Genomic DNA, 22,034 nt, shown 5'->3' on the forward strand with positions numbered 1-22,034 from the left:
CTATATTAGGGCATGAAAAACATTATAAAAATATGTCTCGCTTTAATGGTTGTGGCCCAATCGGGCTTTGCCCAGCAAAAAACTTTTACTAATCCCTTACTGCCTTCCGGGGCCGATCCCTGGGTTATTTACAAAGATGGTTTTTATTATTATACCAATTCAACAGGGAATCACCTGGCTATCTGGAAAACTAAAGATATCACGCAACTGAAAACAGCCGTCAAAAAAACAATCTGGGCGCCGCCGGTGGGTACCAGCTACTCAAAGGAACTTTGGGCGCCCGAGCTTCATTTTATAAAAGGTAAGTGGTACATGTATTTTGCTGCCGATGATGGCAATAACAACAACCATCGGATTTATGTACTTGAAAACCCCACTGCCGACCCAACAGAAGGCACCTGGGAATTTAAAGGAAAAGTAGGCGACAGCACCAACAAATGGGCCATTGATGTATCGGTATTTGAAAACAAGGGACAGTTATACATGCTTTGGGCGGGCTGGGAAGGCAATGTTAACGTGCAGCAAAACATCTACATAGCCAAAATGAAAGATGCCTGCACCATTGACGGCCCGCGGGTAAAAATATCAAGCCCTGAGTTTGACTGGGAAAAGTATGGCGACCTGGGCGCGCAATCAAACCCGCCGCATGTTAACGTGAACGAAGGCCCCGAGATTTTGAAACATAACGATAAACTATTCCTGGTATACTCGGCAAGTGGCTGCTGGACGGATTATTATGCCCTTGGCATGCTTACAGCTTCAAAAAACGGTAATTTGATGGATCCCTCGTCATGGACAAAATCGGCCCAACCCGTATTTAAGCAATCGCCGGAAAACGGCGTTTATGCACCCGGCCATAATTCATTCTTTAAATCGCCTGATGGAACGGAGGATTGGATATTGTACCACGCCAACTCCAAACCAGGCCAGGGCTGTGGTAATGACCGGTCGCCCCGGGCGCAAAAATTTGGCTGGAAAAAAGATGGCTCGCCCGACTTTGGCGTTCCATTAAAAGAGGGCTTGCCTCTTGATATGCCATCGGGGAATTAAATATATTGATAAAACGTTGCCTGTTAGTTACAAATTAAACGTTATTTCACTACATAAGTCCTGCTTGAAAGCGGAATATTCAGAAACTATAACTTTCTCATACCCCGGTTTTTACTATTGCCGGTGTTGCCTGTCAGCTGGTAAACCTGTTTGTTATTTCCAACGCTATCGGTCACGGTAATATTTACCTTAAAGTCGTTATTGCTACCGTTAACCGATCCTTCAAGCCGAATTGAGTTTTGCAGGCCTCGTTGGGTAGCGGCAGCGAGTTCGATGGGTGTACTGTCTTTAAACGTAATTCCGCCATCAATTACTTCAATATTAGTCAGTCTGCCACGCCAGCCGTTATTAACCAAACCCATGGATACATAACTACTCCCATAACCGTCAGAATTGCTCAGGCCGATGGCAGGCTGCCCGCGCGTATAAATCGTTTTTATAACCATACTTAAACCATTGATTTTTATTACGGATGAGTTATCATCAGCATATTCATCTACTATCATGGCTTCGTATAACTGCTTTTTAGTAAGCTTTATCTGTTTAAGTGAATCTTTATGGGCAAGGTAATAGTTCCCGGCGTCTATCACAGTTTCGGAAATTTCCTTTTGCAAGTTTATTTCAACCAATGTTACTTCATCGTTACTAACACTTTGCACTTTCAGATAAAAGTTGCCATACGGCTGATATTGGTTTTTATCTGTTAATTCCAAATAATTCTGATCGCTTAAATGGCTTAGCTGGTCATTAATTTCAAGAGTTTTGTATTTGACATTTTCCTGTTTGAATCTATCGTCTCTATAAGCTGAATAAAAGTTGGTACCAAAATAATAAATAGCAACTACAGCCATCGTTATAGGTATAATAGCAAAATACCTGTCGCCCTTGATTCCGGATGGTTTTTCGGCCATTACAGTAGTGTAGGTTAAGTTATCATGCCAGTTGTTACCAGTTAAAAAGGAAAAAGTATCAAATGGGATAAACCTGGAAAACGTTCGTTTCAGGATATGGGATGTGTCGGGCTTTTCTCCATCTTCCGTCACCACTAAATTTTCGGCAAGCATTTTTCCCGGCGTGGAACCAAATGTTCGCTCAAAAATAAAATAATACGAAAACCTTAACACGACATATGAAAAAAACGGGTTAAAGGCATATTTAACTAAAAACCATAAAATTCCTTCACCCCTCGGGTACATCGAAAAGTTTTCGAGTCGGTCATACAGCGTTGTATATAATAATATGATTATCAGGTTATCAATCACGAAATGGAAAAGCCGCTCCCTTTTTTTTGGGTAATGGTAACTAAGCACAATATTTTCGCCATAGCCGATTAATTCGGTTCCGGGTTCCTTTGTATTCCTCAAAAAGCGCAAAATTATATAGCTAAGCCACATAACGCCGAACTGAAATGACAAAAACAGGCTAAAGTAACACAGCCTTGCCAGCACGCTTTCGTCCCGGGAATATAATTGATAGGTTAACCCGTAATTTAGTATAGCAAATGCAGTTAAGACCAACTTGTTACAAAACACGACAGAAAACCCAAATCTAACAAGCCGGGTTTCTTTTTGATTTGAAGCGTAATATAATCCACCGCCTGTCAATAACATGACGTAAAAAAATAAGTTAATGTAATTATCTTCATGATTAATCGCATGGCGATCAAGTACCCAGTTAAACTGGATAGACGACGCTATGCTTTTAATCAAATTAAAAACATAGGATCGACGATAAGCGAAACTATCGGCAACAATACCCGCGATGGCTATAATAATTGCGGCTAAGGATATATTTGCTTTGCTTGTAAATGTAGATTTAGGCATAGTAATTTTTATATCCTAAATATAGGAATACATATCATAAACAGGGTAGTAAAAATTAGGTTATTCGCAGTCGCCGGTTGCCTGGCCTTTGGGTGTATGCCCTTGCATCTTTCAAATAAATATTTCTACATTAGTATAACCAGTTACAAACTATTTAATTCCTGTCTGCCATGATCAAAAAGCATTTTCAACAAGGCCTGGCGGCCTGTTTATCACTTGTTATTTTATTTTCAACAGATGCCAAAGCGCAAAATAAGGATGGCTGGCGACAGCTTTTTAACGGTAAAGACCTTAACGGCTGGAAACAGGTTGGCAAAGGCAGCCGCTATGTAAAGGATGGCTTAACCGGCAGCCACGGCGGCATGGGCTTATTATACTGGACGAAGGAAAAATTCAGCAACTGCACTATCCGGGTAGTTTACAAAATGCAAAAGTTTAACAGTAATGCGGGCGTGTTCATCCGCATCCCGATTGAGCCGCGCGAAGAATGGATGCCTGTATTTTATGGATATGAAGTGCAGATAGATAACCATCCCGAAACATCAAAAGAGGATGATTACCACATAACAGGTACATTGTACTCACTCACCAAACCATTGGCCAAACCCGGCAAGCCCGGCCCGCAGTGGAATACGATGGAAATTACATTGGATGGCCCGCGAACTATAGTTGTTGTTAACGGCCAAAAAGTAACCGACTATAAGGAGGGAGACCCGACACCGGCCCGCAAATTTGATTTTGAACCGTTCCGCGGCACTCGTCCTAATGAAGGCTATATAGGCTTGCAAAACCATGGCGATGACGATGTTGTATTTTTTAAGGAAGTAGCTGTTAAACCATTGCATAAGTAATAACCATGGAGCAATTGGATGAAACAAAAAGTAACAATGGCATAAGCCGGGCCGACTTTATAATAAAAGCCGCTATAGCTACGGCTGGTTTTTACATTGTACCCCGTTTTGTGCTGGGTGGCAAAGGTTACACCGCGCCAAGCGATAAACTGTATATTGCCGCGATAGGCTGCGGCGGCGAGGCTGAGAACGATATTAAACATTTTGCTACCACGCCGAAAAAGAATGCCGTTATAGCCTTTTTATGCGATGTTGACGACAGGCAGGCCGCGCCGCGCCGCAAGGAGTTTCCAAAGGCGCCTTATTATCATGATTGGCGCGAGCTATTTGATAAACAGCATAAAAACTTTGATGCTGTAACCGTTGCCATACCCGATCATAACCACGCTTTGGTTGGCTTGAGCGCTATGCAGCTCAAAAAGCATCTGTACCTGCAAAAGCCTTTAACGCACGACATTTACGAAGCCCGCATACTAACCCAGGCATCCGAAAAATACCAGGTGGTAACCCAAATGGGCGACCAGGGTGCATCCTGCGATGGCATGCGCACCATGCGCGAATGGTTTGAAGCCGGCCTCATAGGCGATATTGAAAAAGTTTACTGCTGGACCGACAGGCCGGTTTGGCCGCAGGGTATTTCCTGGCCAAAAACAAGTCCGCCAATTCCTAAAGAACTCAAATGGGACCTGTGGCTGGGTACTGCAAAGCAAACCAACTACATTGATAACCTGGTGCCCTTTAACTGGCGTGGCTGGTGGGAGTTTGGCACCGGCGCGCTGGGCGATATGGGCTGCCACATTATGGGGCCGCCTTTTAAACTGCTTGGCCTGGGTTACCCAACCGAAGTTTCGGGCAGTGCCAGCACCGTTTACAGCGGCATTTTTAAAGAAGGTATTTATCCCGAAAGCGGGCCGGTATCCAGTTCTATTAAGTTTAAATTTAAGCAGCAAAATGGTAAAAACCTCGATCTGTATTGGATGGATGGCGGTATAACACCCGAACGCCTTAACGAGCTTGACCCTGCTTTAAACATGAATGAAGCGCTGGGCGATTTCCCCGGCGAAAATGATTTTGAAGGCTGTACATTATTTATAGGCACCAAAGGAAAAGTTTCCTGCGGGTGGGGCGGAAGCCACCCACGCCTGTTGCCGCTGGCGTTAAACAAGGATGTAATCGTACCCGAAAAATACCCGCGTGTTGCCGGCGGTATGGATGGTCATTGGTGGCAATGGGTTGATGCCAGTATAGCAGGTTATGGCAAAATGGAAGTCGATTCGCCATTTGTGGGTTACGCGGGGCCGTTGACCGAAACCGTATTAATGGGCAACCTGCTGCTACGTACCTTTAACCTGCGCGAAAAGATAAAACGAAACGACCCGGTTTATGGAAACATGGATGGCTACAAATTCAGTGGCAGGTACACCGGCTTAAATTGGGATGGCGAAAACATGCGCGTAACCAACTTTGAGCCTGCTAACCAATACATTCGCCGTACTTACCGGCAAGGCTGGGGCGAGTTGAAACTGTAATTAACCAGGGGAATATAAAACCGGGCGGGTGATATTTATCACCCGCCCGGTTAAAAGGGGCTTCATCAATTTATAAAGCTACCGTTGTACTGTTGGTCACCTTCCAGATGGCACTACCTGGTACAGGAAAGCTTACCCCGTTGGTATTGCCCCGGGTTGCGGCATCCTGTCCAAAATGGTATAGCGGATGCCCTTTGTAAACAAGCTGCGTTTTTCCGAATACGTCAATAGTGGTAAACTGCGTTTTATCAAAAATTGAAGGGATGCTGGCGACTCCTGTAACCTCATAAATAGGCCACGCGGCGTTGTTGCTGAAATCGGGTTTGGTAAAGTTGTTTTTGCCTGATGCATCCTTGCTAAACATGTAAAGTGTAAGCCCCCTGTCGTCGGTTATAAATTGCGACGATCCTGTACCGGCTATACCCTGGTCGTTGTATTGCACTTTATCTAGGCCAATTAGCTGTGCATTACCAAACATTACGGTGTAGTCGGCTTTTGCCATTGCCCAAAGATTGGCAACCTTATCGCCATTAGTATCGCCGGCTTTAACGTCTTTGCTGTAATAGTATAAAGGCCAGCCTTTAAATGTACTTTGCTTACTGCCATCAGGCCGGTTAATCACCCCAAAGTCTGACGATGTTAAGCCGGCGCCGATAGTGAGGCCTGCTTTGTAAAATACGGGCCAGGTAGTAGCGCAACCGTCAACACATGCCGATGTGCCGCTTACATCTTTAGCGAAAAAATAAAGCGAGAATCCGTTATTATCTGTAATTACTTTGCCGAAGGTGGCGTTATCGGTTAGCACAACTCCGGTAAGCTGCGGCGTTGGTATAATGCGGTTTGAACTTTTACTGCATGAGGTGCCCAACAGCACAATGCTTACAAACACTGCAATAATTGCATGAGGTAACTTGTAATTTTTCATAGGTTTTAATTTAAGATATAGTTGATTTTATTAGTCATTACTCTAAAAAGAGGTAAATGGTTGCTTTTTAAGAAATGTAAAATTTAAGGTGCACCTAAATGCTCAACGGCAGGTTACGGTGTGTACAGGGTTTTGTAGAAGTGTATCGGTAAGAAAAAAATGTCATTTCAAACGAACATGGGAGGGGCTTGAACGCTGGCGTGAGGAGAACTTGTACGTCCTGCATTCCTAGCGAGCTAATCGTGAAGCAGGGCGTACAAGATTTCTCACTCGTACCTCGTTTCGAAATGACAACTTTTTTTTAATAATGCTCGTGTATACAAGACAACTTGTTCGGGCAGACTCAGAGGAATATAATTAAGCCTCCCCAACCGGGGGAGATTTAGAAGGGGCTATTTCTATCAACCCCAATGCCCATATTTTAGTTGTGTATATTAAAAAAACACATTCGCAGCGTTTAATACCGGGCAGATAAAAATAAATTTCTATCTTTTCAACTAATATGAGCACGCGTATTTTAACAGCAACAGATATCAACCTTACATATACCCCTGTAATCAATTTCGCACTTCAACAAAACCATGTGCCGGTAATCCGGTCGCTGGTAATTAACAACACTACCGGTGCCGATTGGAATGCCCTCGAGGTTGAAATTACCGTTGAACCTGCATTTGCACCTTCATGGAAAAGGCTTTACGGGTATGTAAAACAAGGGGATGCGTTTGAAACAGGTGCTATACAGCTCAACTTATCAGCCCAATACCTGGCCGAATTAACCGAGAAGGTATCAGGTACTATAAATATCATCATTCGTAATGGTGATGAACTGCTAATATCAGAAAATCGCCAGATAGAACTGCTTGCTTACGACCAATGGAACGGCCTGGGCTTGTTGCCCGAGATGCTGGCAGCTTTTGTAACACCCAATCACCCGGAAATCCCAAAAATCCTTCGCCGGGCATCTGCCATTTTGCAAAGTTGGACGGATAACCCATCATTTGATGATTACCAAAGCCGTAGTCCCGATAGGGTACGTAAGCAAATGGCCGCCATTTACGAGGCCATTGCCGAGCAGCAACTGATATACTGTTCTGTACCTGCCAGCTTTGAAGAAAGCGGCCAGCGCATCCGGCTTTGTGATGCCATATTTGCCAACAGGCTGGCCAATTGCCTCGACCTATCGTTGTTATACGCCGCCTGTATGGAGGCTGTGGGTATTCACCCGATTATTATCATAGTGAAAGGGCACGCCTTTGCCGGCGGCTGGCTGGTTGACGAATCATTTGCCGATGCGGTGAATGATGATCCATCGCTTATTACCAAACGTACCGCGGATGGCATTAGCGAAATAGCCATTGTGGAAGCTACCTGTATGAACGCGGGCAACAATACCTCATTTGATTCGGCAGCAGCATCGGCCGGACAAAAAATGCTGAATGGCAATGAGTTTATATTGTTTATAGATGTAAAACGCGCCCGGTTCAGCGGGATAAGGCCATTACCACTGCGGGTACAAACCGCTGCAGGCTGGGAGATTATTGAAGAAAGCCGCCAGGAGCGGGCCAACGCCCTGCCCGACGAAATTTACGCCGGGCAAAAGCTAAAAAATGTTGATCATATCGAGATTTCCAAGCAACGCCTCTGGGAACGTAAATTACTCGACCTTACGTTGCGTAACAGCCTGCTCAATATCCGCATAACCAAAAGCGTAGTACAGTTTATGACCGTAAACGTAGGTAAACTGGAAGATGCCCTGGCCGATGGGCAGGAATTCCAGGTGTTGCCAAGGCCGGCCGATTGGGACAATTCGCTGCGCGATGCCGGTATGTACCAGGCACTGCATCAATCGGACCCGATTGCCGAGCTGATACAGCACGAGCTAAGTCAAAAACGCATCCGCAGCTTTTTGCCCGAGCCGGAGCTAACCAACGGGCTTACCAGTTTGTTCCGTGCCTCGCGAATATCAATTGAAGAGAATGGCGCCAACACCCTTTACATCGGCTTGGGTTTGTTAAGATGGTATGAAACTGATGCCAGCGAACGCCCAAGGTATGCGCCTGTGTTGCTGGTGCCTGTCGAGATCATCCGTAAATCGGCTCAAAAAGGCTATGTAATTCGCAGCCGGGACGAGGAAACCATGGTGAACATTACCTTGCTGGAGATGATAAGGCAGGACTTTGGCATCACCATAGGCGGCCTGGATACTTTGCCTAAAGACGAAAGTGGGGTAGATGTAAAACTGATATTTAACATTGTACGGCAGGCTATTATGGCCAAATCAAGGTGGGATGTGGAGGAGCAGGCGGTGTTGGGAACCTTCTCGTTCAGTAAGTTTATCCTCTGGAACGATATTCATAACAATGCCGAACACCTTTATCGCAATAAGGTGGTAGCCAGCCTGGTATCTGGTAAGCTGGAGTGGCAGGCGCAGGAAAATGCCGATGTATCGCTGATACAGGATAGCCAGCTGCACCCGGCAAATATCGCGCTGCCTATCAGTACAGATTCATCTCAGTTGCAGGCGATAGTTAGTTCGGGACAAGAAAAAAGTTTTGTGCTGCACGGGCCGCCGGGCACCGGCAAATCGCAAACTATTACCAATATTATAGCCAATGCCTTATATGCAGGTAAGCGGGTGCTTTTTGTAGCGGCAAAAAAAGCAGCGCTTGAGGTGGTAGAGGACAGGTTGGAATCAATAGGCATAGGCGATTTTTGCCTCGAGTTGCATTCCAACAAATCAAAAAAAACAGCGGTGTTGGAGCAGTTGAAAGCAGCAACCGAGGTAGCCCGCAAAGCCGCCCCTGAAAGTCACCGCGATGAGGCCGACCGCCTGTTTGCCCTGCGAAATGAGTTGAATACCTATGTTGAAGTGCTGCATAAAAAATACCCGTTCGGGTATTCGTTGTTTGATCTGTTTAGCAGCTACAGCCGTTTTGAAAAAGGGGAGGATAAGGTATATTTCGCAGCGGGCGCGATAGCGCAGCTAAGCCCTGCAAAGCTAACAGCGTGGCACGATGTGGCCGAAGAATTACAGGTAGCCGGCGCGCTGATAGGCCAGCCGGCCAACCATCCCCTGCAATACATGCGTTTGCAGCAGTATAATAACCAGGTTAAGCAAGACGCCGGCCAATTGATAGAACAATTGCTTGACCATTTAAGCAAATACCAAAGCCAGCTTGTTGGTGTAAGCAGGTTGCTGAAAATAAACGGGTTGGTTAAAAGCAAGGAACAGCAGCAATCGTTACATACCCTGGTAAGCTTACTGCTCGACTTACCCGATATCCCGGCATCATTGCTGCAGGCCGATTTCCCGGAACAAACCTTTGCCCAGGTGGCAGGCGTTGCGGCCCACGGGCAACAGCGCGATAAACTACGTTCGGCCTTGCTTGGCCGGTACCAAAAAGAAGTTTTGGATGTACCTGCTCAAAGAATTTTATCTGAGTGGAATATTGCCGACGCTAAATGGTTTTTACCACGGTGGCTGGGCCAGCGGGCAATTGCAAAAAACATGCGTGTGCTTTCGGCCACAGGGCAAATTGATAAATCGGCTATAGCCCAGGACTTGCAGCAGGTGATAGCCTTCCGGGCCGAGCAGGATGTGATTGACAAAGCCTCTTTTTTACCCGGCCTGCTCGGCTTTTTATGGAAAAATGGCGATCCCGACTGGGACGCGTTAATCCTTATAAGCGATGCCGTTATCAATATTAACCGCGCCGCAGGAACGCTTGTAGGTGCCACCCAGTTAAGGGAATGGCGGGCGACATTATCGCGCGAGTTTACCGAAGGCAGCAGGGCGTTTATCATATCAAACACAAGCACATTAAGCGGCTTGCTGGCTACGGAACAACAGGTAGCCACTACCGAAGGGCAAATTCAACAACTGTTAGGTATAAACTTTGCCGCGTTGCCTGTTGGTATCGGGGACTATACGGCCGACCTGATTGATGAGGCCGTTAAGTGGGTACAACATCTTGATGAATTGAAGGACTGGCATAACTGGACGCTAACCAGGGATAAAGCGGTGATCGCCGGATTAGACCCGCTACTTGATGCCTACGAAAAAGGTAATATAACGAACGCCGACCTGGTGAGGCAATTTCAGAAAGGATTTTACCGCTCGGCAGCCGAATATATATTAAGCCTGCACCCGGAGCTTGCCAGTTTTAACAGTGGCCTGTTTGGCGAAAAAATAAGGAAGCTTCGCGAGGTGAGCAGCAAGTTTGAAATGCTTACCAGGCAGGAGTTATATGCAAGGCTGGCAGCAAGGATTCCCTTGTTTACACAGGAGGCTTCACAAAGTTCGGAAATTGGTATGTTGCAGCGGGTGATCAGGAATAACGGGAGGGCTATGTCTATCCGCAAGATATTTGATGGCATTCCTAATTTGCTGCACCGCCTGGCGCCATGTATGCTCATGAGCCCCATATCGGTAGCCCAGTATTTTGATGCAGGAAACCCTAAGTTTGATCTGGTGATATTTGATGAAGCATCTCAGTTACCAACCTGTGAAGCAGTAGGGGCCATTGCCCGCGGTACCAATGTAATAGTAGTTGGCGACCCGAAACAAATGCCGCCAACCAGTTTTTTTGCTACCAATAATTTTGATGAGGACAATGTGGAGAAGGAAGACCTGGAAAGCATTTTGGACGATTGCCTTGCGCTATCGATGCCATCGCAACACTTGTTGTGGCACTATAGGAGTAAGCACGAAAGTTTAATTGCGTTTAGCAACGCTAAATATTATGATAATAAGCTGCTTACCTTTCCATCAACAGATGATATTACCAGCAAAGTAAGTTTTGTGCCGGTAGATGGGCATTATGATAAAGGAAAAAGCAGGCAGAATAAGTACGAAGCCAAAGCAATTATTGATGAGGTAATTAAGCGATTATCCGATCCGTTGCAGGCCGAAAGGAGCATTGGTATTGTAACTTTTAGTTCGGTGCAGCAACTGTTGATTGACGATATGCTTACCGAAGTATTTGCGCTGCGGCCCGATCTGGAAAAAATTGCCCTGGAGACCGGCGAGCCATTATTTATTAAGAACCTTGAAAATGTGCAGGGCGACGAACGCGATGTAATCCTGTTCTCCATCGGCTACGGCCCGGATGAACGAGGTAAGGTAAGCCTAAACTTTGGTCCTGTTAACCGCGATGGGGGCTGGAGGAGGCTGAATGTAGCCGTATCAAGGGCAAGGTACGAGATGAAGGTGTTTTCTACCTTAAGATCAGACCAGATAGATCTTAACCGCACATCGTCTGAAGGAGTAGCAGGGTTAAAAGCCTTTTTAGCTTATGCTGAAAAAGGAAAAACCGCTTTGCCTCCGCGTGCATCGGTTAAACAAAAAGAAGACGGAGGCTTTGAAATAAGCATCGCCGAATCGGTTCGTAAACAGGGTTATGAAGTACACAGCCAGATAGGTTGTTCTGATTTCAGGATTGACCTTGGGATTGTGGATAAGGAAAATCCATCGGCTTATATTTTGGGCGTGTTAACCGATGGGAAAAACTATCATGCGGCAACCACCTCGCGCGATAGGGAGATAGTGCAGGTTGATGTGTTAAAGTCGTTGGGATGGAATGTGCACAAGATCTGGTCGACAGAATGGTGGGAGAAGCCGGACAAGGTTATCAGCGGCATAATGGACGCGGTTACCAAGGCAGAAGAAAGTAAAAAGAAAGCTGCCGAACCGGCTGTAACGGAAAAAGCTAAGCCGGTACCACCGCGCCCCGAAGATTTAAACAACAAACCATCGTTTAACCAGGCTGTTGCGGAAACGCAAGCCCGGCCGGCAACCCCGGCTATTTTAAAAGTTGCCGAGGAATACGAGGTTAGCCACTTAGATACTGTTCATACCCTAACGGCCGATGATTTTATTATGCAGCATAATCGTGGCAAGCTCAAAGCGCAGGTATTTAATGTGCTGCAAACTGAATCGCCGATAAGCAAGGATCTGCTCATCAGGCGGGTTCTGGCAGCGTGGGGAATTAGCCGGGTAACGGCGCGGTTTGTTAATCACCTTGATGGGGTATTTGACCAGATGAACCTCACCCAAACCAAAACGGCAGGGGGCAATGTTTATTTCTGGAAAGCAGACCAAAGTCCCGAAAACTATAGCATCTACCGTATAGCCAAAACCGATGCCGATAAACGGGATGCTGATGACCTGCCGCCCGAAGAGGTAGCAAACGCTATCCGCGAAATTCTTCATAACCAGGTAAGCCTGGCCCGGGCCGACCTGGTAAGGGAAGGGGCGAAGCTGTTTGGTTTTGCCAGGATAGGCGCCAACGTTGAAAGCGCCATGCTAAACGGAATCAATATTGCGGTGAATAAGCGTTTTGCAACTGTAAATGGCGAGCGTGTAGTTTATAGTGGTTGATTTGTGTGCAAAAAATAGCAATGAGTATATAAATATTGCAAACTGCTAACTTAAAACTGCCAACTTTTTAACTACATTTGTACCCTTAACTGCAAACTGCCCACCGGCAAATTGCGAACTCAAAAAAATGGGGTCGACCGGAATTGACAGGATGGAGATAAGTAGGTAAGCATGCAGCGCGTTGGGTGAATTAGCGCTTAAATCTGAACGCTCAAACTTACAAATGGCGAAAATAACTACGCCTTAGCTGCCTAATTTAGAATTAGCATAGCTTTTGTCCCGCCGGTTCTGCGTTTCATTGGATCGGCATCAGGGGCATCGACAAATGAAACTGGCCTGCTTGGGGTGTGATAAGCGGGCGAGATAAAGCACCTACGGAACACGGTACAGGTAAGCGACTGACCTTCCTGTTCCCGACAATTAAACAGAAGCTAAGCATGTAGAAAGCTTACCTTATACCATGTTTGGACGAGGGTTCGAATCCCTCCGGCTCCACGAAAACGGTATCAAACACCACTAAAACCCTTCAAACGCTACGTTTGAGGGGTTTTTTGTTGCATTTTGGTGTCATTTGGGAGCAGAATGTTTTGGGGAAAAGGAAAAAAATCATTGTTTTGCGATGTACAACAATACCACAAAAAACTGGTCGAATGCTTACGAAACGCTGATTCGCCTGATCTTACCTCAAGGCCTTTTAGACGATTTTGAACTGACTGATGCTAAGCCAGCTGAAAACGGTCAGCTAAATATTTACCTCGAAGAAAAGAATCTGCCGCCGGCAGGTTATCAAAAAGCGCAATTAGAGTCGAAAGGCTTTCTGCCTGAAGCAGCCGTCCAGGATTTTCCTATCCGTAGGCATAAAGTAGTGCTATGCATCAAACAAGGCAGAAGGGAAGTAAAATCCAGTGGGAGATCTTTACGAGGATCTTGGATTTAGTGAGTAAAGGGGCTCGGATGACAACAGAATTCGGTATTCGTCCGGGCGATTTGCTAGGACGGAGATCAAGAGCCCGGACTGAAGCGCGCGGACAATTTCATCGTATCTAAGTAACACTCACCAACTTTATATAACCGTTTTTAGACAGCCGCTGAGAAGGGAAATAAACCAAAGGTTAATTTTTATTTTTTTCAACATCGAAGCTCTAAATAAGTCAGCGTCGAATATGGGAAATAAATCTACACTCTGGGCAAACACTGTCACTGTATGAGTATTGAGAAGTATTGTTTTAATATTGATATTTATTAATTTCCATAAATAATCAACTGGTTAATTAAACTAACGCCCGATAACTCTCATTTACTTAATAATTATCTGGTAACGTGTTATTTTTTAAAGTCGATTATGGAAACGGAGAATTAATATTTAATTAAAAAAAATACATTTATTTGTCTTTATCGTCGGTAACCTAGGGGTATTTATTACTATTTTTAAAGTTGCTAATATCAGTAACACTTTAACACAATGGCGATAATATATTCATTTGTTCGAGATCACTATAAAGCTTTCTTTACTTAAAGCTAAAAAAATTTCGAATTATTAAAAAACAAAACTCCGGATAGGTTCTTATGCTGCGTTTAAAAAAGCCTTCCTCCTTAACCAATCTATAAAAGAATCGTAGATTTAGCTTGTCGATAAATTCAGGATAAAAGTTAATTTCTTTCCTCGTTTGATGTAAAAAACCACCACAGGTATAAATTGCGCCTGTATAACCTGCTCCCCTTAGGTCAACTGCCATTGTTTCCTGTAAAATTGTTCCCATTCCTATAAATATTATATCAGGGTTTGACAAGACAAGGCTATAAATTAACTCCTGCCTTTCTTCTCTCCCGGAAAAATAACCGTTCTGATAACCTGCAATATTTAGCTTGGGATAATTGGACTTAAACACCATTACAGTTTCGTCGATGCTTTGAGCATCTGCACCCAAAAAAAACACGCTTAACTCATTTTCAAGTGCAATCTTAAAAACAAATGGAACAATAGAGGTCATATCACATGAAAACCTTTTGATTTTAAAAGCCGCAGCTTTTATCCAGTTTAACGCTAGTACTAATAATATCCCATCTGGTGCTATAACATCAAAACGTTCAAATAATTCCGGGTTATTAAAGGCCAAAGTATAAGAATGGGGATTTAAAAAAGTAATCAGCTTCCTTTTTCGAGGATCAAAATAATCAATGTCCGCAGGTATCCTGGAAGTAAATATATTGTATATGTCCATAGTACTTGGGATATTCATGGAGACTTAAATTCTTTCGCCGCCGTTGCTTATTTTTATGCTGCTTAACACTAGGCAAACCAAGAGCCAGAAATACCGGGACAATAAATTACAACCGGAACATATTAACCTATACGAAATAATACTATCAAAAAAGTCAGGGTATGCAAACGAAACTTATTTAGCTATGCTTTTAAGTTGCATCTTGTTTCTGCTGGATTTAGAACATCTTAGTCAAACTAACAATGTTGAATTTAAACAGGGCTGATACAAAAAAAGCCTCGAATGGTAACTAAAATAGTTTAGCTATACTGTTAGCATTAATTGTTCGTCAGTATTTATTTAAAGCGGCAGGTATTTAAAATTCAAAATATTTATCCCCTACAAAGTAGGGGATATCGCGCGACTCACCTTTAGTTTAAGGTATCAATTATGTTTCAGACTTGCCACTATTTATTCTTGTAAAGAATAGATAGTGGCATTTTGAACTTCGGAAACAAAGGCCTACAGTTGTTTAAACATAAATACGTATTGGTCTGCGGCCAGCAAATCAATACTTTCATAAAAGTTAAATACCGGCAGATATTTGTTTGTCATCAACACCAGCAACCCGATTTGGTTTCTATCAGCATATTCTTCGCATTGCGCCATTAATTTTTTGCCATAGCCTTTTTTTTGGGAAGCATTGCTAACAAAAAGCTCATCTATCATTAACTGATCATGCGTCCACCATGTTTTTCTATGTCCTAAAACTGCGCCAGCGGGGTGTTGGTTTTCATATATTATAAACCCAACAAAACTGGAATTATGGATAAGTTCCGATAGATACCTACCCGCCTTTTCAATTGTCCATTGGCAATTCCATGGAGGCGAGTTGTAGGCATCGGTAAATATTTTAATACAGTCATCAAGGTGGTTTTCGGTAATTGATATTATCTCCATTTGTGTTAAATAAGTTGCTTATGAGTGCTGTAACTGCCTGCATATGCACTCAGTAGCTGTTGTTTTAAAGCTTCCCGATCATAAATTTGCTGATAAAAGGCAAAAGCATTAGTTTTCAGGGTTTCGCGCGTGGAAGCGTCAAGATCATTGATCTTGTGAATAATTGAGCCCGGCTCATCGTTATTAAAACTAATACTGGTTACATTATCGACTATTAGATCCTTAAAAAAAGAAATATCCGACACCAGCGATGGCACTCTAAAATAATATGGGAGGGATAAGATACCCGATTGGGTACCGGATATGTAAGGAAACACCACGCAAAAGGCGTTGGTAAACAAGCTTTTTATTTCCTCATCATCTATATAGCGATTTATGAATAAGACATTCGATTCTTTTTGAACATTCCGTTCAAAATAAATATGTCCTTTGCCGGCTATCACCAAATGGCGCTTTGAGGTACCGGTAGTATCGTTTATAAAGGCATTATACAAAATATCAACTCCTTTATATTGTTCTACCTGGCCAAAAAATAAAATATAATTATCAATACCAGCTAATTCGGGAACCTTCATTTCACCGTTTTTAATAATATCGGTAACCAGCGTTGGGAAATTGTGATAGAAGATACTTTTTTTAACAAATGACTTTAACATCCAATTATACTGGTATTTACTACAGGTTACCAGGTTATCTGTTTGTTTTATAAGCCGGGTTACCCTCATTTTTACCAACACGGTACGCAAAATCCAGCTTAATATATTTTTATAAACCTTTTCATGAAAAAAAAGGTCGTGTACAGTATAATATACTTTGGCCAGCTTTTTCAATCGCTTTACATGAAGAGCGAGCGAAGAATCCTCAGTTAACAAATGGATTACATCAATATTATTATCCCTACAAACTTTATCTATGGTTTTTAGTAAGAGTTTAGGGTATACATTGTGCAGCAAGCCTTTAATTTTACTTTCCGGGAAGTCTAAAAAAATATAATTATCGCCATTGGGCGTAAGCGCCTTACGGTAATCGCATTTAGCGGTACAAACAAATATACCGTAACTATCGTCATCGCGTATTGTATTTACAATAGTGGCTGCAAACGGCAATAGCCCGGCGTAAAATTCAGAACAGATAAATAATTTTTTCATTTAAAACCGATAATGCGGATAATAACAACTGTTTAAGGTCATTTCCTGCTTTGTTAATCTGATGTTATTATCTTCTCTGCCGGGGGTGCTTTGTAGTATGAATTATCAAATTCATAGCCATAACCAAATTTTTTAACATTCACGCCGTTAAATACTATTTGCATATTAGGCAGCTTGTTTTCTTTAACCAGGGCTTTAATGAATTTTAACTCGCTTTTGCGGGTAATGCCCTGCCTCACTATATACAAAGTAACATCACTTAAGCGCGCTATAATGTGGGCATCGGCTACGAGGTGCACTGGCGGACTATCAATAATGATGTTGCTATAAATGTTTTTTAATTCGGTAAGCAACTCATCCAACTTGCCGTTTTCAAGTAGTTCCGTTGGATTTGAAATGAACGAACCACTGCTTATTATATCAAGCGCCGGGTTGACGCCTGATGGCTGAATGATTTTTTGAAGCTGGACTTTACCATTTAGGTAATCTGAAATGCCCGCATGTTTTTTTGATAACTTAAAAAGGTCCTTAATTGCCGCCCTCCTTAAATCAAGCTCCAGGATTATCGTTTTTTTGCCCGTGTTGGCCAATGATACGCCAAGATTACCTGTGATGAAGCTTTTTCCTTCGTTAGAAACGCTTGACGTAACAAGGGTAACATGCGACTGCCTACCAGCGTCATAAAGATCATGTAACTTAGTTCTCAGGCTTCTGAATTGTTCTGTTACCAAGCCCTTTTTGGGCACTATGCCCGGAGCGTCGCTATCCAAAGCCACTTCTGATAAAACAGGATGTTCTATAGCGTTTTCAATGTCCGTGGGGTCCAATATAACGCCACGGAATAAATGTGCCACGTATATGCCTATTGCGGGCAATACGATGCCCAAAATCAGTGCAACCAGGTAGATTAATTTTTTATTGGGCCATTTTGATGGCAAAGTATGGGCGGTATCAAGTATCTTGTAATTTGATACCGTAGTTGCGTAACTTAAAGAAACTTCTTCGCGCTTTTGCAGCAAATATATATACAGGTTTTCTTTGATGGATTGCTGGCGCTTAATGCTGATAAACTGGCGCTCCTGGCTTGGCAGGTTTGATATCGACGACTCAGAACTTGAGCTTTGTGCCTGAAGTTTACTTTGGGCATTAAGCAACGACGCCTTAATGTTTTTTACATTCTCTTTAATGGCGGCCTTGGTTGTTTTAATTTGGGCATTGATTTCTTCAAAATCAGGGTTGGTTTCCGGCGTAGTGGCTAGTAACTGATCGTGCTGCAATTGCAATTGGGAAAGCTTTTCGACCGAGCTTACCAGTGAGGGATCATTTATGCCTATAACCGCGGGAGCCTTATCGGCTGTATGTGGCGAATTTACAAACCGCTCAATACCATTAATAACACTTAACTGAACGTTAATTTCGCTGAGGTGGCTATCGTTATTTTGAAGTTTTTCAAGCTCGAATTTGGCATCAGAGGTGATATCTGTAAGCCTGTTGGAACTTTTAAAATTGGCAATATTCTTTTCAACGCCGTTTAGTTCGCCGGTTAACGAAGCCAGCCGCTGATCAATAAAGCTGATTGTGTTCTGTGTTTCTTTATTTTTATCGGCTATTTCATCCAGGTTGTAAACCTGGATCAGGTGGTTAATAATATCCTTTCCTTTTTGCTTGTCGGTCGTGCTAAAAGTAAGATCGACCGCTGTGGCCAGTTTATCTTCCAGGCTTGCATCTATATTTTTTTGATAATAGTCGGTTAATTTATCGGCGTCGAGCAGTGATATCCTGATAGTTTTATTTTTAAATGAAGAGACATTGGCCGTTGGAATGAGTTTCCAGCTACCGATTCCGGTATGCATAATGTCATTAAAGGAATATTGTTTGTAATCCCCGTCAGTCTTCATCAGGAAGGTTTTGTCGTCCTTTATCTCGATTGACATTTTAATTTCCTCATCGGCATCTGCATTAGGTCTAATAAAAACTAACTTAAAAGGCGTAGAAGCATAAATATCTTTATACAGTAAACCATCTTTTTGCTCATAGTTTACATTAAGCTGAAGATCATTAATAACCTGGTTAATAAGTTTGGCCGATTTTAACTTGGCAAGCTCATTTTCAACAACATCTGATGTTTTGGGCAAATCTATTTTATCTAAAACCGATTGGTTGGCATCGGGTTTATCAGCATCTTTCGGGATATTAACCAGCAAAGTTGCCTTTACCTGGTAAATTGGATGGGCAATTTTCAGGTAAACAAAAGCTATAATAAGCATTAATATGGTAGTTGCTAAAATTACCGGCCAATTGTAAACATATTTGGCAAAAAGCGACCTTAAACTAACAGATGACTTTTTTTCCTTTTCGGTAGCGAAGGTTAAAAACTGTGCGGCGTTGTTACTCATATAATTTAATTACGCGTTAATACTATGGCAACAACAGATAAGGCAGATATAATTATCCCTAAAACAGGCAACCCATTAGCTGTAAGTTTTGCCCGCCCTGGTGTTACGTAAATTTCATCGTTGTTTTTGAGGTAAAAGTAGGGTGAACTATAGATGTTTTTTGATGTAAGATCAAGTGGGACATATTTACGTTCGCCTCCTTCAACTCTTATCAATATAACCTTTTTTCGTTCGCCGGTAATATTCAAATCCCCGGCCATTGTAAGGGCCTGTATCACGGTGACGTGCTCATCAACAACTGTATAAGCGTTGGGCCGGGCCACATCGCCATATACGTATACTTTAAAGTTTACTATCCTGACATTTATCACCGGATCTTTTAAATAGGTAAGCAAGGTTTTGCCCAGGCTTTCTGTTAATTGGGTGGTAGTTAAGCCTACTGCTTTTATTTCGCCGGCCATGGGTAAATGAATATTGCCGTTGTCGTCAACCATGTAGCCTATTACCGGGTTGTCTGGAGATGTATTGTAGCTATTACCATTTACACGGGCAAGGTTATAATTAAAAACCGCTGCAGATTCCGGGTTTCTGCTTGTTATATTGATGCCCAGTATATCGCCGGTATGAATAAGGTATGCCGGGTTATTACTGATCTTTTCCGTCACAATTTCTTTTTTATCAAGATCCTTGTAATAAGGAACGTTTTTATAAGATTGACATGATGACAGCGCGTAAGTGATAAGGGAGAAGGCTACAAAGAACCTTTTTGCTTTAAATAAACTCATTGATTTTCTTTGTTTTCAATTATTTTGTTGTGTAATTATGCCGGGCTATTTTTTGCTGATGTTTGATTGAACATTCCCTTCAGAGTTAATCAGCATCACGCCGCCCAAATTTTTTCCCCGCAGTATGTTACGCTTCGACGAAATATTTTTGTATTTGTAAAAAACGATACCATTACCGGGAATGGTTGATTTAATGTAGTTGTCGTCAACTTTAACATTTGCCAAACCGGTGGTTGTACACGCATCAGAAACATTAATGGCCGGTGTGCTAATATGAAGCACTCCCTTAAGGTTTTCAAAAGTGTTAATTATTATATTCCCTGTAATGTTAACATTTACGTGGCCAAAACAATCAATCTGACCCTGGTATACTTTATTATTATAAACGTTGTGATTGCCACTTAAAGAATCAACCCTGCCGTTTTTATACCCGTCGTAAAAATAGCCTATGGTTACCGCTCGCCGGTACCTGATAATTTTTCCACGTTCAACGGGACCAAAGCCATCCCTGAAATTAAATGTATTGTTGTATACAGATACATTAACAACAGTTTCATTGGCGCTATGCCGTTCTATGTCAACGCCACCAACCAGGTAGCCATTACCATGCACAGTATTGTCATAAAATAATGCGCCATTAACACAGCAAAACATGGTTCCTTCACGATAAATGTTAAAAAAAACACAATGATGAACGGAAACGTTTGTAACTATCCTGCTGTTAAGAGTTGGTTCAAAAGTATCGCCAAAAAGCAGGCCATCCCCCCTGAAATTTTGAAACTTACAATTCTTTACCTCTATATTTTTGCCATTGTTTATGCTCAGCGCATGGCAAAACTGGTACTCCGGATCAAACTTTTGCTTAGCCAGATTCCCATCAAAATCTATTCCTTCGATAACTATGTTATCTATTGACGGCTCTTCCCACCAGGCCTGGTAAAATATAGAGTTGGGATTATTGCGTCCTCCCGATAAAATAAGATGGGTTTTTGTCGTACCATCTCCAATTAAACCAACGCCATTTAACAGTTTGATAACTCCGGGCTTATCTCCCTGCTCTTTAATCAAATATTTGCCGCCGGGAAAATAAACCGATGGTATTCCTTTTAATTTTGCCAGCTTAATTGCTCCGCGTATTGCCTCGGTGTCATCGTTTATTCCATTACCCTTAGCTCCCGCGTCTTTTACATTAACTGCTAACGGTTGCATTTGTGCATTAATGATTAACTCGTTTTTGGCAGAACAGCAGTAAGCCATTTTTAAAATAAAAAATGAGAATAGCGTTGTTAACGTGTATAAACCATTAATCATACACTGATATATGTCTGGTGTGGTTTAATTACTCTCTGCATCAAAAAACATATGCCGCAATCTTTTTTAACAAAACGGCTTTCCATAAAGCTATGAATTAATTTGGAACGGTATAGCTAAAGTTGCCGGTCGAACCACTTTCCATCGTTTTTATGGTGACAGGATCAAGATAGATGCCTTTGTACATTACGTTTGATGTAATTAACCCGTTTGCACTTTGGATTGCCACTGTTATTTTATGGCCCACTACCGGCGTAAAGCCATAGTCAAATGCCGTTGTCTGTTCGGCATACTGGGTATTATAAGGTGTAACACCGTCATTGTCGTATTCAATTATAGTTATTTTAAACCGGGCAGTTGAACTTGCTTTTACCCTGAAAATATTATTATGTGCGTCATAATTAGGATCGTTGTTTGCAGGAGCATTTTCTGACAGGCCACCTTTTTTACATGCCATTAATGTTATTGTAACTGCGAGAATTAGAAGTGTAATTTTTTTCATAGTATATTGGTATTTCTATTAATTTCATTACCACTTAAATGTCCGCATCGGACCCTAGTCAAATAAATAATGCTATTGGCACAGCGCATGCAATATCTATGCCATTGCTCGGCAATGGGCAATAAATACTAAACTACAACCAAAAGAAATTAAAATTAGCATTAATAAATTGCC

General features: G+C 42.6%; 15 protein-coding genes and 1 other RNA gene. 7 read left to right on the forward strand and 9 right to left on the reverse strand.

What is annotated here, in order from left to right; genetic code table 11:
* The first annotated feature begins 12 nt into the window (after window positions 1-12).
* Window positions 13-1,050, forward strand: a complete 1,038-nt coding sequence (locus tag AC1DXF_RS00500) for a glycoside hydrolase family 43 protein (protein WP_477445005.1) — start codon at window positions 13-15, stop codon at window positions 1,048-1,050.
* 86 nt (window positions 1,051-1,136) lie between these two features.
* On the opposite strand, the gene AC1DXF_RS00505 is transcribed toward AC1DXF_RS00500, so the two are convergent.
* Window positions 1,137-2,414: an RDD family protein gene (locus tag AC1DXF_RS00505; protein ID WP_477445007.1), complete on the reverse strand. Its 1,278-nt coding sequence runs from the start codon at window positions 2,412-2,414 to the stop codon at window positions 1,137-1,139.
* Between the two features lie 291 nt (window positions 2,415-2,705).
* Between AC1DXF_RS00505 and AC1DXF_RS00510 the strand changes: the two genes are divergently transcribed.
* The 3 genes from AC1DXF_RS00510 to AC1DXF_RS00520 all read left to right on the forward strand — a co-directional run bounded on the left by AC1DXF_RS00510 (window position 2,706) and on the right by AC1DXF_RS00520 (window position 5,253).
* A complete protein-coding gene (locus tag AC1DXF_RS00510; protein WP_477445009.1) occupies window positions 2,706-2,834 on the forward strand; it encodes a hypothetical protein in 129 nt (42 codons plus the stop codon).
* Between the two features lie 209 nt (window positions 2,835-3,043).
* Window positions 3,044-3,724 (forward strand): 3-keto-disaccharide hydrolase, encoded by a 681-nt coding sequence (locus tag AC1DXF_RS00515; RefSeq protein WP_477445011.1) that lies wholly within the window; start codon window positions 3,044-3,046, stop codon window positions 3,722-3,724.
* A gap of 5 nt (window positions 3,725-3,729) precedes the next feature.
* Complete coding sequence (locus tag AC1DXF_RS00520; RefSeq protein ID WP_477445013.1) at window positions 3,730-5,253, forward strand: Gfo/Idh/MocA family protein; 1,524 nt, start codon at window positions 3,730-3,732, stop codon at window positions 5,251-5,253.
* A 70-nt stretch (window positions 5,254-5,323) separates the two neighbouring features.
* On the opposite strand, the gene AC1DXF_RS00525 is transcribed toward AC1DXF_RS00520, so the two are convergent.
* Window positions 5,324-6,178: a hypothetical protein gene (locus tag AC1DXF_RS00525; protein ID WP_477445015.1), complete on the reverse strand. Its 855-nt coding sequence runs from the start codon at window positions 6,176-6,178 to the stop codon at window positions 5,324-5,326.
* Window positions 6,179-6,680: 502 nt separating this feature from the next.
* Between AC1DXF_RS00525 and AC1DXF_RS00530 the strand changes: the two genes are divergently transcribed.
* The 3 genes from AC1DXF_RS00530 (at window position 6,681) to AC1DXF_RS00540 (ending at window position 13,494) form a co-directional block, all read left to right on the forward strand.
* Complete coding sequence (locus AC1DXF_RS00530; RefSeq protein WP_477445017.1) at window positions 6,681-12,557, forward strand: DUF3320 domain-containing protein; 5,877 nt, start codon at window positions 6,681-6,683, stop codon at window positions 12,555-12,557.
* 129 nt (window positions 12,558-12,686) lie between these two features.
* Window positions 12,687-13,055, forward strand: a transfer-messenger RNA (tmRNA) gene (gene ssrA / locus AC1DXF_RS00535).
* 121 nt (window positions 13,056-13,176) lie between these two features.
* Window positions 13,177-13,494 (forward strand): ISAon1 family transposase N-terminal region protein, encoded by a 318-nt coding sequence (locus AC1DXF_RS00540; RefSeq protein ID WP_477445019.1) that lies wholly within the window; start codon window positions 13,177-13,179, stop codon window positions 13,492-13,494.
* 571 nt (window positions 13,495-14,065) lie between these two features.
* Here the strand turns inward: AC1DXF_RS00540 and AC1DXF_RS00545 are convergent.
* The 7 genes from AC1DXF_RS00545 to AC1DXF_RS00575 form a co-directional block, all read right to left on the reverse strand.
* Entirely contained in the window at window positions 14,066-14,779 is a 714-nt protein-coding gene (locus AC1DXF_RS00545; protein WP_477445021.1) for a WecB/TagA/CpsF family glycosyltransferase, read from the reverse strand.
* Between the two features lie 501 nt (window positions 14,780-15,280).
* Window positions 15,281-15,718: a GNAT family N-acetyltransferase gene (locus AC1DXF_RS00550; protein ID WP_477445023.1), complete on the reverse strand. Its 438-nt coding sequence runs from the start codon at window positions 15,716-15,718 to the stop codon at window positions 15,281-15,283.
* Window positions 15,719-15,723: 5 nt separating this feature from the next.
* A complete protein-coding gene (locus tag AC1DXF_RS00555) occupies window positions 15,724-16,866 on the reverse strand; it encodes a glycosyltransferase family 4 protein (RefSeq protein WP_477445025.1) in 1,143 nt (380 codons plus the stop codon).
* Between the two features lie 53 nt (window positions 16,867-16,919).
* Window positions 16,920-19,262: a GumC family protein gene (locus tag AC1DXF_RS00560; protein ID WP_477445027.1), complete on the reverse strand. Its 2,343-nt coding sequence runs from the start codon at window positions 19,260-19,262 to the stop codon at window positions 16,920-16,922.
* Window positions 19,263-19,267: 5 nt separating this feature from the next.
* Entirely contained in the window at window positions 19,268-20,047 is a 780-nt protein-coding gene (locus AC1DXF_RS00565; RefSeq protein WP_477445029.1) for a polysaccharide biosynthesis/export family protein, read from the reverse strand.
* A 45-nt stretch (window positions 20,048-20,092) separates the two neighbouring features.
* On the reverse strand, window positions 20,093-21,256 hold the full coding sequence (locus AC1DXF_RS00570) for a glycosyl hydrolase family 28-related protein (RefSeq protein ID WP_477445031.1): 1,164 nt from the start codon (window positions 21,254-21,256) through the stop codon (window positions 20,093-20,095).
* A 199-nt stretch (window positions 21,257-21,455) separates the two neighbouring features.
* Window positions 21,456-21,815: a hypothetical protein gene (locus AC1DXF_RS00575; RefSeq protein ID WP_477445033.1), complete on the reverse strand. Its 360-nt coding sequence runs from the start codon at window positions 21,813-21,815 to the stop codon at window positions 21,456-21,458.
* Window positions 21,816-22,034 lie beyond the last annotated feature (219 nt).

The sequence above is a fragment of the Mucilaginibacter sp. P2_A5 genome (assembly GCF_056404995.1).